The organism is Neorhizobium sp. DAR64860/K0K1, from assembly GCF_050500205.1.
GTDB lineage: Bacteria > Pseudomonadota > Alphaproteobacteria > Rhizobiales > Rhizobiaceae > Neorhizobium > Neorhizobium soli.
Genome location: NZ_CP191458.1, coordinates 331,153 through 346,486, shown reverse-complemented (window position 1 = coordinate 346,486; position 15,334 = coordinate 331,153). Strand labels below are relative to the sequence as shown.

General features: G+C 58.5%; 9 protein-coding genes and 1 pseudogene. 8 read left to right on the top strand and 2 right to left on the bottom strand.

Annotation, left to right across the window (positions count from 1 at the left end):
- Positions 1-296 precede the first annotated feature (296 nt).
- The 5 genes and pseudogenes from ACQY1J_RS01540 to ACQY1J_RS01520 all read left to right on the top strand — a co-directional run.
- A complete protein-coding gene (locus ACQY1J_RS01540; protein ID WP_342366109.1) occupies positions 297-806 on the top strand; it encodes a molybdopterin-dependent oxidoreductase in 510 nt (169 codons plus the stop codon).
- Positions 803-2,995, top strand: coding sequence for an ATP-binding protein (locus ACQY1J_RS01535; RefSeq protein ID WP_192087348.1), 2,193 nt, complete (start codon positions 803-805; stop codon positions 2,993-2,995). Before ACQY1J_RS01540 ends, ACQY1J_RS01535 begins: the two co-directional genes overlap by 4 nt.
- Before the next feature lie 11 nt (positions 2,996-3,006).
- Complete coding sequence (locus ACQY1J_RS01530; RefSeq protein WP_082471774.1) at positions 3,007-4,242, top strand: HD-GYP domain-containing protein; 1,236 nt, start codon at positions 3,007-3,009, stop codon at positions 4,240-4,242.
- A gap of 1 nt (position 4,243) precedes the next feature.
- Positions 4,244-4,729 (top strand): chemotaxis protein CheW, encoded by a 486-nt coding sequence (locus ACQY1J_RS01525; RefSeq protein ID WP_062459796.1) that lies wholly within the window; start codon positions 4,244-4,246, stop codon positions 4,727-4,729.
- Positions 4,730-5,165: 436 nt separating this feature from the next.
- Positions 5,166-6,836, top strand: a pseudogene (locus ACQY1J_RS01520) (HAMP domain-containing methyl-accepting chemotaxis protein); the annotation flags it as partial.
- 713 nt (positions 6,837-7,549) lie between these two features.
- Here the strand turns inward: ACQY1J_RS01520 and ACQY1J_RS01515 are convergent.
- Positions 7,550-9,658 (bottom strand): carboxy terminal-processing peptidase, encoded by a 2,109-nt coding sequence (locus tag ACQY1J_RS01515; RefSeq protein WP_430249830.1) that lies wholly within the window; start codon positions 9,656-9,658, stop codon positions 7,550-7,552.
- A gap of 184 nt (positions 9,659-9,842) precedes the next feature.
- Positions 9,843-11,072 carry a M24 family metallopeptidase gene (locus ACQY1J_RS01510; protein ID WP_430249829.1) on the bottom strand — a complete coding sequence of 410 codons (1,230 nt, stop codon included), beginning with the start codon at positions 11,070-11,072 and terminating at the stop codon, positions 9,843-9,845.
- A 351-nt stretch (positions 11,073-11,423) separates the two neighbouring features.
- On the opposite strand from ACQY1J_RS01510, the gene ACQY1J_RS01505 reads away from it, so the two are divergent.
- From ACQY1J_RS01505 to ACQY1J_RS01495, 3 genes are all read left to right on the top strand, one after another.
- The gene (locus ACQY1J_RS01505) at positions 11,424-13,124 is read left to right on the top strand and encodes a phosphoethanolamine transferase (protein WP_430249827.1); all 1,701 of its coding nucleotides are present in this window, start codon (positions 11,424-11,426) and stop codon (positions 13,122-13,124) included.
- 181 nt (positions 13,125-13,305) lie between these two features.
- Complete coding sequence (locus ACQY1J_RS01500; protein WP_062459782.1) at positions 13,306-13,959, top strand: response regulator; 654 nt, start codon at positions 13,306-13,308, stop codon at positions 13,957-13,959.
- 4 nt (positions 13,960-13,963) lie between these two features.
- Positions 13,964-15,322, top strand: a complete 1,359-nt coding sequence (locus ACQY1J_RS01495; protein ID WP_430249825.1) for a histidine kinase dimerization/phospho-acceptor domain-containing protein — start codon at positions 13,964-13,966, stop codon at positions 15,320-15,322.
- Positions 15,323-15,334 lie beyond the last annotated feature (12 nt).

Here is a 15,334-nt window from a genome sequence, read left to right as displayed (position 1 = left end):
TCTTTTCGACCGTAAGCGCCTGAGGCAACAGCAAAGAAGTAAGAATTGAGCGATACGTCTCGTAACGTCTCTTTCTACTCCAATTCTCATTTCAAGATTCACCTAATATAAATGCCTCCGCCCTAGAATTAAGGCGTCCACAGCGTTGAACACGCAATCGGCATGACGCCGATCTGGGAGGAGCGCGCGGTGTATTCCACCACGCATGCCCCGATGGGACGCTGGCCAATAGGCACCCCCCGTTTTGACAGCTTGTCGCGCGCGCCGCGAGTCTACTTCGTATCTTGGAGTTTCAAGTGATAAACCGCATCATGATCGCAGCCGTCATTGTCGCCGGCGCGCTGCTTCCTCTTCAGGCGACGGCGCTTGACTTGCCGAAAGGCAAGGTGGTGCTTACGGTGACTGGCACCAAGCTCGATCATCCCAACGTCGGTGGCAAAGCCCAGTTCGACATGCCTATGCTCGAAGCCCTTGCGGGCCGCACGGGTGAAATGGAGACCCCCTGGACCGAAGGCGTGGTCAAGTTCTCCGGCCCGCTTCTGCGGTCTGTACTCGAGGCAGCGGGGGCCCATGGCAACAAGCTCAAGGTCATTGCGCTCAACGATTATGCCGCTGACCTGCCGATGGAAGATGCAACCTCGCTCGACACAATGCTCGCCACCCGCATGGACGGCAAGCTGATGTCTGTCCGCGACAAGGGCCCGCTCTTCCTCGTGTATCCTTTCGATAAGGACCAAGGTCTGTTCAACGAGAAATACTTCTCCCGGTCGGTCTGGCAGATCAAGGATATCGAGGTCACTGAATGATCACTGCCGCCCAGCAGAGTGGCGATATCATCCGGAAAGCCAGCAAGGCGACCGTCGTGCTGCAGTGCTTTGCCGTGTTGCTGTTGCTGGGCCTCGTTTTTCTGTTTGCCGATATCTCAAGGAAATACTCCGCCCTGCAGGACGGCATTCGCGAGAACGCTTTGTGGTCCGTCTACCAGCTCGACCGGGAAGCGCGCCGGTTGCACGAGACCCTGCACATCATGCTCGTTGAAAACGACCTGACTCCGGAGCGCATCAAGGCTCTCGGGACGCGCTACGACATTCTGTACTCGCGAATGAACATTCTCGACAAAACCTCGTTCGAGACAAAGTTCAAGCTGGATGCGGCTGTTGCCGAGCAGGTCACTGCCATTCGCGACGCGGTGTTCGGTCGCAGCGCCGTTTTCGACAGACTGGCCGCAGGCGACCCCGTGGATCCGGTGCAGCTAGAGACAGCAGATTCAGAGTTTGAGAGGCTGGTAGAGAACACGGAAAAACTGCTTCTCTATACGAACAGCACCGTCAGCATCGAACGGGCTGAGGCTCGGGACGCAGTCCTTGACCTTCAGATGAAATCGGCGGGTCTCGTCGCACTTCTTGTCTGCTGCGTGGTATTCCTCATTCTTACGCTGCGACGTCAGCTCAAGTCAGTTCAGCTTGCCGGTCTCAGCCTGGAGGCGATTTCGAACCAGCTGAAGGAGTCATATCTCGCGGCGGAAGCCGGGAACCGCGCCAAGTCCCAGTTCATGGCGACGATGGGACACGAGATCCGCACACCTTTGAACGCCATTCTCGGAACTGCGGAACTACTGGAGTTGTCCCCCCTACCGCCGTCAGTTGCACCTGGCCTGCAGACCATCAGGCGTTCTGGTCAGGCTCTTCTCGAAATCATCAACGAAATCCTCGACTTCGCAAAGATCGAACACGGAAAACTGGACGTCGAGACCCGCGCGGTTGACGTTCGGGCCGTCGTCACAGCCACGGTCGAAATGGTACGAGACAGAGCAACTGAACATGGAAATCGCATTGCGCTGGAACTGCCGACCTCGTTCACCACGCCGGTCATATCATCGGACCCCACCCGTCTGCGTCAGGTTCTTCTCAACCTGTTGAGCAACGCCATCAAATTCACGAGCGAGGGCACCGTCACGTTGCGCGTGCTGGAGATTGGCGAGCCGCAAGACGCACAGCTGAGGTTTGAGATTGAAGATACAGGCATCGGGATCGACGGTGAAGGTCTTGGCAAGCTATTCCAGCCGTTCTCGCAGGTCGATGCGTCTATCAGCCGGAAATACGGTGGTACGGGACTGGGACTGACCATCTGCAAGCAGATCGTAGAGGCGCTGTCGGGAACAATAGGTGTCAACAGCCGCAAAGGCGAGGGCAGCATCTTTTGGTTCGTAATCCCTGCCAACCCGGCCGAGAAGGGTCTTGTCGACGCCTTGGCGGCAAAGGCTGCGCCCCAACAGTTTCAGGCATGGAATATCCTTCTTGTCGAGGACAACGTGATCAATCAGCAGGTCGCGGCCGGGTTTCTCGCCCATCTCGGCCAGTTGGTCACGATCGCGAACGACGGGCTGGAAGCCGTCAAACTGGCGGAGACGACCCGCTTCGATCTCGTCCTCATGGACATGCAGATGCCGAGGCTGGACGGCATAGAGGCTACCAAGCAAATTCGCGCTTCCAACGGCCTTAGCCGGAATGCTCCCATCATCGCCATGACCGCGAATGCTTCTGACGACGACAGGCGGCTTTGCGAGGAGGCGGGGATGACGGGGTTCCAGTCGAAGCCAGTCTCGATGCATCAGCTTCGGGGTATCATCGGGTCTCTGGAGGCGGCTGCGGAAACTGCTGTGGAGGCTGTCCAAAGTCCGAGCATCGATAACGCGTTCGAAACCCGGCGGTTGGAGATCGTGGAGGCACTGGGCGAAGAGACGTTCGACGAACTCCTGTCGAGCTTTTTCGAAGACGCAAGCCTACTCCTCACTGATCTTCACTCCGCCTTGGCCGTCAATGACCACCGTCATACCGATCATCTGCTGCACACTCTGAAGGGCGCAGCAAGCAGCGTCGGTCTTCAAGACGTGGCTGACCGGTCTCAAGACCTCCGTCATGCATCAATCACCGAAACCGTACTTGCAGACCTTGAAGACACAGTCACCCGCTACAGGCAGCTCCTTGTCGCATAAGGGACGTTCACATGCGCATTCTACTTGTCGACGACAATAAAACGAACCTCTCTCTCCTGACGAGACTCGTCGAGAAACTGCCGGACTGCGTCGCCATTCCCTATCTTCATCCCGAAGACGTGCTGGCAGATGCTCCAGCGCTCGAATTCGACATCGCCGTCATCGATTTCCAGATGCCTGTCTATAGCGGCATCGAGCTATTGACCGAACTCGTTCGCTTCGAGAATTACCGCGACAAGCCCGTGGTATTTGTCACGGCCGATACCGATACGGCGACGCGCATGGCGGCGCTCAATGCAGGCGCGATCGACTTTCTGACGAAACCCGTGAACCCGTTGGAGTTTCAGGCCCGGATCAAGAACCTGGTCGCCCTCGTGGACGCGCGCAACAAGCTTGCCGACAAGGCCGAGTGGCTTCGTATCGAGGTCGAGAAAGCGGTCGTTGAGCTGCGTGCCCGCGAGGAGGAAATCATTGACCGCTTGACTATCGCAGCAAGTTACAAGGACTTCGAGACGGCCCGGCACACGCGGCGCGTAGGCCTTTACTCCGAGGCAATCGCGCGGGCCTACGGCATGGAGGCGCGGGCTTGTTCCGACATCAGGCTTGCCTCGCCGATGCACGATATCGGAAAGGTCGCCATTCCCGATGCCGTCCTCCTGAAGAACGGCAAGCTGACCGAACAGGAGTTCGCGGCCATGCAGCGACATACGGTCGTCGGCTGCGATATTCTCCGGGAATCGAAGTCGAGTCTTCTGCAGCTTGCTGCGGAAATTGCTGGCAGTCATCATGAACGCTGGGACGGGCAGGGGTACCCGTTCCGTCTTTCGGGTGAGACCATTCCGGTTTCCGGCCGCATCGTCGCTATTGCCGATAATTTCGATGCGTTGACGAGCGCAAGGCCCTACAAAGAGGCGTGGAGCGTGGATCGCGCCGTAGCCCACATACGTGAAAGATCGGGGAGCCACTTCGACCCCCGCTGCGTCGCTGCCTTCGACAAGGCATTGTCCGTCATTCTCGAAATCATGGAGACCGATCGCAGGGAAAGCCTGCTTTCAGTGCCTACAAGCTGCATCCCGGTTCACGCTGGGTGCTCGCAGTCGAAGGAATCCTTTGAACGCTGCCGCCGCGCCATCAGCGATGCCCGCGTGGAGAAAAATGACGGTCCACTGACTGTTGCAATGATGACGTCACCAACAACACAGAACTACGAACTCGAAAATCAACCGACCGCTTTGCAAGGACGATGAAATGAACACTTTGCATCCTTCCAATTCTGCACGTTCCGGTGAGACCCTGGAAATCATCGCGTTCCGCCTTCACGACCAGGAGTTCTGCGTCAGGACGGTGACGATCCGCGAAATCCGCGGCTGGGGCCCTGCGACGCCGATCCCGCATTCACCCAGAGAGGTTCTGGGAGTGATGAACCTCCGCGGTGCAGTGATTCCGATCATCGACCTCGCCTGCAAGCTCGGTATGCGGAGTACCGAACCCAATGAGCGGAGTGCGATCGTCGTGGCGGAAGTCCACGGAATGGCCTTTGGTCTTGTTGTCGACCGGGTCTCGGACATCCTCACGATTCCCGTCGAAAACATGCAGCCTGTGCCTGACATGAACGCGGGTGCCGCGACGAGCTATTCCGACGGCATCATCGTCCAGCCCACAGGAATGATCTGTTTTCTGAACCTGGAACGAATGTTCGAAGGTTTGAATACTGCCGGCCTCATCGCCGCCTGATAGCTGCGCCGTTCGCACTCATCCGCCTAGACGCTCCGTGACTGTCAGATGACGGTTCGGTGCACGACCAAACTTGGCTTGCGGAAGCAGGTACAACCTGAAACGCAACTTACGCCTCAATCGCACAACGTATGAGTATTTGATTAAGACGAATTGCTGATTTTCGCATCGTAACCACAGTTTAACGAATCTGCCCTACAAATCGAGGGAGTGGGTAGGCGCTCGTCTTTTGTCAGCGCGAGACCGATTTCAGGATTTGCACTGCCCGGTAAACGGCAACAATTTTAGTTTGGGCCAATCGTCTAGAATTCCTTTTCCGATTGACCCCTGCGGTACCGGCGAGCAAGACGCCTTGCCACTGCATACGGTCAGTTTTTCCAAAATCCAAAATCTGCGACCATACTGACTTCCGGCCCGTTGTGCCGGTGGCAGGTCGATGCCCGATGAGAGGTTGAAAATGTTGATACGAACAAAGCTTCTAGCCTGTCTTTTCGTCCTCGCTACGGCGCTACTGTCGATGGCTGGTTTTGCTTTCTATGCACTCGACGAAGAAGGCAAGCTTGCCAATTCCATCGTTGAAGATCGCGTCATCCCCTTGGCACAGTTGAAGCAGGTCGCCGACAGTTACGCGGTAAACATCGTCGATACGGTCCACAAGGCCCGCGCGAGAACGTTGACAGCCCGGCAGGCGACCGAAAACATCGAGACCGCCATGAAGGTCATCGACCTGCGATGGCGCGAATATCGCAACACGAAGATGACAGCCGAAGAGCAGGCGATCGCCACGACCTTCGAGGCGTCTCGCTCAGCGGCCGATGCAAAGCTGAAAGGCCTGCTGACCCTGATTGCATCCGGCGATCTGGATGCCTTGGGACGCTTCGCCGACGCCGATCTTTATCCAACAATCGATCCGCTTGGTGGTCCAATCGACGAACTGGTGAAGCTTCAGCTTCGTGTCGCAGCCGAAACGCTCGCGACAGGAAAGGAGATGAAGGCTAGCCTGACATTGGTCATGGCGATCATTGCCTTCGCGGGTCTTACCGTCGTGGCGATTTCGGTTTGGACGGTTCGTTCTGCGGTTATCCGGCCGTTGACCGAGATGACGAGGGCCATGACCGAGTTGGCGGGCGGCAAACTTGACGTGCGCATCTTTGGAGAGGGCCGCCGCGACGAGATCGGCACAATGGCAGGCGCCGTTGGTGTCTTCAGGCAAAGTGCGAAAGATCGAGCTCGTCTTGAGGCCGAGGCCGATGCAAACCGCAGCGTTTCAGAGCGGGAGCGTATCGAACGCGACCGGATCAGAGCCGCCGAAGCCGAAGCGATGGAGTTCGCTGTCGATAACCTGAAACATGGTCTCGATCAGCTTGCGAATGGGAATCTCGTGCATCGGATCGATGCAGCATTCGTTGCGCAGCTTGATGTGTTGAGGACGAACTTCAACAGCTCCATGGAAAGGCTCGAGCAGACCTTGCGCACTGTCGGCCAGAACGCGCAGACGATCGCGGCGGGTTCCAACCAGATCATGTCGGCCGCCAATGATCTTTCGAAGCGCACCGAGCAACAGGCTGCCTCTGTTGAAGAAACGGCTGCGGCCCTTGAGCAGGTCACGACCACCGTTGCCGGATCGAGCAAGCGTGCCGAAGCCGCTGGTCGCCTTGTCACCGAGACAAAGGACAGTGCCGAAAAGTCTGGCGACGTCGTCCGAAAAGCTATTTCGGCAATGGGCGAAATCGAGCGCTCGTCGAACGAGATCGTCAATATCATAGGGGTCATCGATGATATCGCTTTCCAGACAAATCTGCTGGCATTGAATGCCGGCGTCGAGGCGGCGCGCGCCGGGGAGGCCGGAAAGGGATTTGCCGTCGTCGCGCAGGAGGTCCGTGAACTTGCTCAACGCTCTGCAAAGGCGGCGAAGGAGATCAAAACCCTGATCAACACCTCAGGCGAGCAGGTTCGAAACGGAGTTCAGCTTGTTGCAGAAACCGGAAAATCGCTCACTGAGATCGTCTCCCGCGTCCAAGACGTCAGCGTCAATGTCACCGCCATCGTCGAAGCGGCCAAGGAGCAGGCGGTCGGGCTCAAGGAAATCAATATGGCGGTCAATACGATGGACCAGGCCACGCAACAGAATGCGGCCATGGTCGAACAATCGACTGCAGCCAGCAACAGCCTTGCCCGCGAAGCAGATAACCTTTTCACCATGATTGGTCGGTTCACGTTGAGCAAAGGACATGACCTTCAACCTCGAACCGGAAACGCCAACGGCGCGCCCCATATGCCGTCCCCAGCCAGAAAGCTGATGGCGAGAGTGAACAGCTCTTTTCCAACAAGTGCAGCTGTCGCCGAGGCGTGGGAGGAGTTTTAGCCGCGGTCTGGTAAGGCTCCAAGGTCGGCCGGGATTACAAGCTACCGAAGGTCGCGGCTGAACTAGGATTTGCATTTTTTAAACCCGCGGCCACTGCTTCTCACGCTTCGTCTCTCACGCGTCGGCAAAGATAGCCGGGAATGGCGTGCTGATATCGGCACTTCAGAGGCGGCACGTTGAACCGTAGCGGACGTATCTACCGTCTCAGCCAAGGCCGCTAAGCCTGCTACACGCCATCAATATCCGTTGGTTCCATAATGCATATTATCTGATAACTGGGTGATGCGCTGTGTTTGGGTGACTCGGGTTTTCCACGTCGCTGAAACTGCATCTCCCCTTCGCTTTGACGACAGCGCACGGTATCGCTACCGCGCGCTGTCGACGTCATTCGAAGTTGCTCTGATGACCGTCATTAGGTTCACTTGAACCCCGACGACCCCGCACCCCGCTGGTGACTAGTTCCGCTTGGCGCGCCCGGGCTGTGCATTGCTGTCTTGCAGCAAAGTCGCCTGATCGGCGACAATCGCAGACGCCTCGTTTTTCAGGACGTCCTTGGCATTCTTGCGCGCATCCTCAAGAGCGATCTCCGCACTCAAGCTACGTTCGTTTGCTTGAAGACCATCGTCTTCGCTGCCGACCAGGCCATTGTTGATCTGCTCGCGAGCCTTCAGACGACTGGCGACGGCTGCGAGTTCTGCCCGGCGTTCGGCCTCGTTGAGCGAGATGACCTTTTTCTCGCGCTGCTGCTTCAGTTCGGCAGCGTCCTCGATGAACCGCTGGAAATCCGGGTCATCCTTGATTCGGGCTTCGTGCTGGGTCTGCAGTTGTGGCAGAACCGATGCGACATTTCCGACTGCGGCATATTTGGCAGGCTTGATACGTGTCCATGGCAGGGCATTGTCATAGCTCGCCTCACCCAGCGTCTTCGGGTCAGAAAGGCCCGGGAGGCTGATATCCGGCGTCACACCGCGAAGCTGGGTCGTACCGCCATCGACACGGAAGAACTGGGCGATGGTCAGTTTCAATTCGCCGTATTTCGATTCGCTGCTGCGCGTCGCCTGATCGAGATCCACGACGGTCTGCACGGTTCCCTTGCCGAAGCTGGGCTCGCCGATCACAACGCCGCGACCATAATCCTGGATAGCTGCAGCAAAGATCTCGGAGGCCGAAGCCGAACCGCGGTTGATGAGCACGCCGACCGGGCCCGCCCAAGCGGGAGCAGACCGATCGTCCTTCAGGATTTCAACCTTACCCTTGGCATCGCGCTGCTGTACGACCGGTCCCTTGCCGACAAAGAGCCCGGTGAGTTCAATCGCTTCAGACAGGGATCCGCCTCCGTTGTCGCGCAGGTCAATCAGGACGCCATCAACGTTTTCCTGTTTGAGTTCAACGAGCAGCTTGGCGACATCGCGGCTGGCGCTCTTGTAGTTCTTCTCGCCTTTGCGTCTCGCTTCGAAGTCCTCGTAAAAGGCAGGCAGAGTGATCACGCCGATGCGGCGGGTGACACCTTTGTCCTCGACCGGAATAATGCTTTTCTGGGCTGCCTGTTTTTCGAGACTAACCCGGTCGCGCACGAGGCTGATAACCCGGTGGCTTCCGGTCTCACCGGTATCTGCAGGCAGCACGTCCAGACGGACGACAGAATCCTTCGCGCCACGGATCATCTGCACAATTTCGTCGAGGCGCGTACCCACGACGTCCTTCATCGGGCCATCTTCACCTTGCGCAACGCCTGCGATGCGATCGCCGACAGCGAGCTTGCCGGAGAGCTGCGCCGGGCCGCCAGGCACGAGTTCACGGATCGTGGTGTAACCGTCGCGTTCTTGCAGAACCGCGCCGATACCGACGAGAGACAGGCTCATGGAGATGTCGAATTCAGCCGCTGCCCTCGCCCCGAAATAGTCCGTGTGCGGGTCAACCGACGTCGTGTAGGCAGCCATGAAAGACTGGAATACATCGTCGCTCTTATAACGGTAGGTCCGATCAAGGACGTTCTGGTAGCGCTTGTCGAGCGTCTCGCGGATCGTCGCGTCTTGGGAGCCTGCCAGTTTCAGGCGCAGCCAGTCGCTTTTCACACGCTTGCGCCACAGGTCGTTGCTTTCCTGTTGCGACTGCGGCCACGGCGCGTCGTCTCGCAGCACGGAATACTCTTCCCGCTGGGTGAAGTCGAAACCCTGCTTCAGCAACTCACGTGCATAGGTCAGGCGCTCTGAAACGCGCTGCGAATAAACGTTGAAAATCGAGAAGGGAAGCTTCAGGTCCTCGTCCTCGATCGCATCGTCGATCTTCTTGCTGTTCGCGGCAAAGCTGTCGATATCGGATTTGAGAAAAAAGCTCCGGTCCGGATCCAGCGACTTGATGAAGCTGTTCATGATCTTGACCGACAGCGCGTCGTCCAGCGGTACGGGCTTGTAGCTGTAGCGGCCGAGAAACTGTGCGCTGATATTGGCCGCCTGTGCCTGCCGATCGAGCGGAGCCAAGACGGGGGGTGTGCCCGGTTCCAAGGCATAGGCTGCTGGTGCGATGGCAAGAAGTAGACCAAAGAAAGAATATCTCAGACGCATTCCGCTATGTTCCAATTGCGATGTCGGTTCGTTTTGCGCAATGGTGGTGCAACAATGATCGAGTTTTGGCAACTGTCTGGGTGTGCAATATTGCGTGTCCATCGCAAGAACCAGGACGAACGGCGTGCGCGGAGGGCCCCTGATTTCTGAAGAATGCCGTTCGCGGGCGTTCGGTCGTCAGGCTTCAATACATGATCTTCTGAAGACCGCGCGGCAATCTATTCATGCATTCCGTGCCGTCAGAGGTCACAAGGAACTGGTCCTCGATCATCAGGGCACCAAAGCCATTCCCGTAGAAGGGCGTCTCGAGCGCCACCACCATGCCCGGCTGGATCAGTTCCTCATTTCCCATCGAGAAAAATGGCCATTCCTCGATGCCGGCACTGCCGCCGACCGAGTGCCCGAAATGCCCACGATGATATTCGCTCAATCCCCCACGACGGATGGCGGCCGTGACAACCCGATGCACCGCGCCGAATGTATTGCCGGGCCGGATGTGCTCGAGGCCCGCTTCAAATGCCTCGAGGAGGATCTTGTCGAGATCGTTCGCGAGCGGCGACGCCTCGCCATAGACAAAGGTTCGTGCGCTATCGGAAGAATATCCCTCCACCAGCGTTCCTACATCTGCCTTGATGAGCGCACCCGGAACAACCGTTGCGTTCGCGTCTGAAAGATCCGGGCCAACGGAGATGTAGTCCCATGACCCGGACAGGCTGACGCCCTTCCCGATTGCGAACGCCTTCGCGCCGGATTTCCAAGCGTCGGAAAGCGATTGGACAGAGGAGCCAGTCCGTATGGCCTCGACCATTCTGACAATGCCTGCCTCTGCCGCATTGACCGCAAGACGCAATCGAGCGATCTCGACCGGCGTCTTCACCGAGCGCAGGCGGCGCAGAACCGGAGATCCATCTGTCAACAAGGCGCGGGGCAGATGGTGCTTCAGCGCGGCAAAATCGGCGGCGGGCATGAACTCCATGTCAACGCCAAGACGAGCCTCAGATAGACCGCGCTCGCGAAGCAGTTCTCCCAGCAGGCCGAAGGACACTTCGCGATCAAAGGTTTCAGGCCTTTCCCCCGTCGCCCCACCTCGGCGATAGCACTGGTCGATTTGCGCGATGGAGCCGGCGTCCGATGTATCGACGGTGTCGATCCAGATCCGATGACTGCGCAGCTCGACATCAGGTGCGGATTTGCGGATGCTTGTAAGGGCGTGATCGCTGACGACGGCGGCAAGCGAGAGCCCCGCATCCGCCGGAACAAAAGCGATTGCTGCCCCTGCCCTGCCCCACATCGTTGCTACGCCAGCGGGTGCGCCGATTGCGTAGCGGAATCCCTCGGGTTGGAATAGCAGCAGGCCATCAAGATCGGCCTCTTGCATCAATCGCTCTGCCCTGTCCCGATCGATATCGCCCACTGCCTGCCCCCGTCGTCCGTAAAGATGCACCCCATGACATGGCGCACCGGACATCGGCCGGTCAAGATGCGGCGGCTTAACCCGTCGGCATATGTGTTTGTCGAACGTTCGATCCCGGTAGCGTCTGGGGATTGCGAATGTGCCGGGGATCGCGCAGCAGCGAGATCGAGCACACGATCAGTACGAATATGCCCACGAAAATTAGACCGGGCCGAAGACGAAAACTGTTCACCGAGTATAGGCCTTGTTGCTTCTCACTCAGGCAATGATGACGAACGAAGCTGACTCCCAGCTGAAGGGTGGCCGTTGGTCTAGGGCATTCAGGTGCGTGTCAGGATCCGATGCAAATCCGTGGCAATCGATATCGCCGAGGATCAACCAGTGCCGATCTACAGTCTGTCCAGAACCGCACCTCCTTTCTTCCGCCCGCGGATGGGTAGCGTTACCCTGGCTGTGACAGGTGCACTCTATCTGGCGGCCTTTACCAACCGGATGTTTCTCACGCGGGCTTTCGCCTATTTCGACAGTCACCTTGCCTTTGCTGCCTTCATACTCGGTCTCGCATGCCTTTTCGCAGCATTGATCGTATCGTTGTCGCTCAAGTATGTCCTGAAGCCGGTTCTGGTCTTTCTCTTCGTGAGCGCTGCTGCGGGCTCCTGGTTCATGGACAGGTTCGGAACGATCATCGACGTCGACATGATCCGCAACGCCGTCCAGACGACGTCATCCGAAGCCGGGCATCTGTTGACACCGGCCTTCGTGCTGCACATGGCCGTTTTCGGCATCCTGCCATCGCTTCTGGTCTGCTGGGTCAAGATCGAACACAGGCCGTTCTTCGGCAAAGTCTTGTGGAACAGCGCGGCAATCGTTCCACTTCTGCTGGTCGCGCTCGCCTGCGGAATGAGCAGCGCTCGCAGCATTGCCTCGGTCACGCGGCTCCACAAAGACCTGATGATGACACTTAACCCCTTCGTGCCGATCGGCAATGCCATCGGCTTTGCCATGGCGACCGGCGAGGACGAAACCGTCGTCGTGAAATCGCTCGGGACCGATGCCCGCGTCATTGCCCCGACATCCTCCGGCCGACCGCGCGTCGTGGTGATCGTTGTCGGCGAGACGGCCCGTGCCGAGAATTTTTCGCTTGGTGGCTACGGCCGCGACACCAATCCGGAGCTCGCCCGCCGAGACATTACCTACTTCAAGGAAACATCAAGCTGCGGCACGGCAACAGCGGTTTCCGTGCCCTGCATGTTTTCCAACCTGACACGGCGGGGCTATTCCCATCGTGCCGGCCTCGCGAACGAAAATCTGCTCGATGTCCTCGGTCACGCGGGTGTCAAAACGGAGTGGTGGGACGACAACACCGGCAGCAAGAACGTTGCAAGCCGTACCGCCTACCACTCGTTTTCCGATGCAAACGATCCCCGCTACTGCAAAGACAGGGAGTGCCTCGACGAGGGAATGATCGCGGCACTCGATGGCTGGCTCTCGACAGTCAAGGGCGACAGCGTTCTGGTCCTCCATCAGATGGGGAGTCATGGCCCCGCCTATTCTGAGCGCTATCCCACGGCCTTTGCCCGCTTCAAGCCGGAATGCCGCAATGCTGAACTGGGCAATTGCAAAACCGACGAGATCGTCAACGCCTATGACAACACGATCCTTTACACGGACCACATCCTCGCGTCGGTTATCGACAGTCTGAAGGCGCGTCAGGACGTCATCGCTCCAGCCATGATCTACATGTCCGATCACGGCGAGTCGCTCGGTGAGCATGGCCTTTATCTGCACGGCGCTCCGTATGTCGTTGCGCCATCGCAGCAGACCCACGTGCCCTTTGTGCTGTGGCAAGGGTCGGAGTTGAAAACCACGACCGATCCGCAATGCCTCTCTTCCCGAGCGGCTGCACCCGCCTCACATGACAATCTGTTTCACACCGTACTCGGAATGATGTCCGTTCGGACTTCGAGCTACAAGCCGGACCTTGACGTAATGGCATCATGCCGGCGGGTGAGAGACAGTAGCGGCGTTGCCAGCGCGCGTGCAGACTTCTGACCCGTTCGACACTGGTGGTAGTCCGGTCAGACAGTTCTTCTCGACATCGCTTGCTGGGTTGGCAACAGGACTCTCGTGCTTCGCTTGTGTGCGCACGATTGTCGCTCCACTTCCTGAGATTTCCGGCTATCCTCGTCTCCGGATCGCCGAAGCGAAATGGCAAAGGGATGGAGCAGACTGCTTGAGAGTTCTTCTGGTCGAGGATGACGTGACACTCGGGGAAGCAGTGCGCGACCATGTGGTGAGCGCCGACCATGCCGTCGACTGGACCAAGACGCTTGACGCTGCAGAGAGCGCCCTCTCGACGACCGGCTACGGTCTTGTCCTTCTGGATCTGCGCCTGCCGGATGGCAGCGGCATCGCGCTTTTGAAACGCCTGCGCGCCAAGGGTATTACCACGCCGGTAATCATTCTGACGGCACATGACCAGATTTCAGATCGCATCGAAGGATTGAACAGCGGTGCAGACGACTACCTCGTGAAGCCTTTCAACCTGGGTGAGCTGACGGCGCGCATGTTGGCGGTCAGTCGCCGGTACAGCGGCCGTCCGGTTTCGCTTCTTCGCGTGGGCGATCTCGAGATCGATGCGACCGACCGCCGCGTTACCGCAACGGGCACCGTCATCGAACTTTCCAGCCGGGAATGGGCCGTGCTTGACGCGCTGTCGTCTCGTGTCGGTGCGGTCGTTTCCAAATCACAGATCGAGGAAGCGCTTTACGCCTTCGGCTCGGAAATCGAGAGCAATACCGTCGAAGTCTATGTCAGCCGCTTGCGCAAGAAGCTTGGCCGCGACCACATCACAACACTGCGCGGAATTGGATATCGGCTAGGGTAGATCGATGAGCATGCTTCTTTCCAAGTCGGCGCCTTCCATGACCCGGCGTCTGATTTTGTGGCTGACCGTGGTGATGGCGTTTCTCTGGCTGCTTGCCGTGGGCCTCGGCCTGGTTGTGATGGAAGAGGAGCTCGCCGAAATTTTCGATGGCACTCTGCAGGATACGGCCGAGAGACTGGTTCCTCTTGCCGTCGACGACCTTGAACATCGCAGCCTCGTCGGCGCCTCCCCCCAACAACTACAGACCGCGAGTTCGAGCGGCGAACGGGAGTACCTGATCTATCAGGTGAGAGACACGGCCGGGCGGATCCTGATCCGTTCCCATGATGCGCCGGCAGAACCTTTCGAGGCGCCTCTGAAGGCAGGGCTGTGGCGAAGCGACACCTATCAATTTTATACCGCGGCGAATGGCGATCGGAGTGTCTTCGTGCAGGTCGCCGACGCTTTCGAAAACAGAGAAGAAGCGCTTCGCGAAGGCGCCATGGCACTGTTTCTGCCACTTCTGCTGCTCATTCCCGTCTGCGGAATGGCGATCTGGTTCGTGGTGCGGCGAGCTGTCCGTCCCGTCGGTGCGTTGCGCGAGGAGATCGAAACCAAGGACGGCGGCAACACCGAGCCGATCGACGCGACGGCGCTTCCGAAAGAGTTGATGCCGATTGCCGCATCGGTCAATCGGCTGATGCAGCGGCTGCGCACAGCACTTGATGCAGAGCGTGAATTTACCGCCAACAGCGCCCACGAGCTGAGAACGCCGATTGCGGGCGCGCTGGCGCAGACTCAGATGCTGGTCGCCGAACTTGTGGGAAGCCCTCATCGCCGGCGTGCCGACCAGGTTGAAGCCTCATTGACGCGACTGAGCCACCTTGCGGAAAAGATGCTGCAGCTGTCGCGCGCAGAAGCTGGCATCGGCCTCGCCGACCACGCCGTCGATCTCGGTCGCGTTCTGGACATGGTGGTGACCGATTTTCAGCGCGGCATGGCGGATCCGCAACGGCTTGTCCTCCACCATCCAGCCGGCGCGCGCCTGACGGCGCCGGTGAGCGAGGATGCGTTCGCAATCGTGCTGCGCAATCTGATCGAAAACGCACTCATTCACGGGACGCCGGATAAACCGGTCGAGGTGTTTCTTGAGGATGGTGGCCCGGTGCGCATTACCAACGGATCGCCGGTTATGAGTGCGATTGAACTCGCCGCCATTCGCAAGCGCTTCGGGCGTGGCCGGACCGAAGCCGAAGGCTCCGGTCTCGGTCTTTCCATTGTGGACCGACTACTCGGTCAGATGAACGGACAGTTGATCCTCGCATCTCCGGCGACAGGACGCTCCGACGGTTTCGAAGCGCGGATAGAACTGCGCCATCTCTAGGCGATCGACGAG

Excerpts from the sequence above, each read along its gene's own strand:
- ACQY1J_RS01535 (WP_192087348.1), top strand. The coding sequence starts at position 803 with ATGATCACTGCCGCCCAGCAGAGTGGCGATATCATCCGGAAAGCCAGC.
- ACQY1J_RS01530 (WP_082471774.1), top strand. The coding sequence starts at position 3,007 with ATGCGCATTCTACTTGTCGACGACAATAAAACGAACCTCTCTCTCCTG.
- ACQY1J_RS01525 (WP_062459796.1), top strand. The coding sequence starts at position 4,244 with ATGAACACTTTGCATCCTTCCAATTCTGCACGTTCCGGTGAGACCCTG.
- ACQY1J_RS01515 (WP_430249830.1), bottom strand. The coding sequence starts at position 9,658 with ATGCGTCTGAGATATTCTTTCTTTGGTCTACTTCTTGCCATCGCACCA.
- ACQY1J_RS01495 (WP_430249825.1), top strand. The coding sequence starts at position 13,964 with ATGAGCATGCTTCTTTCCAAGTCGGCGCCTTCCATGACCCGGCGTCTG.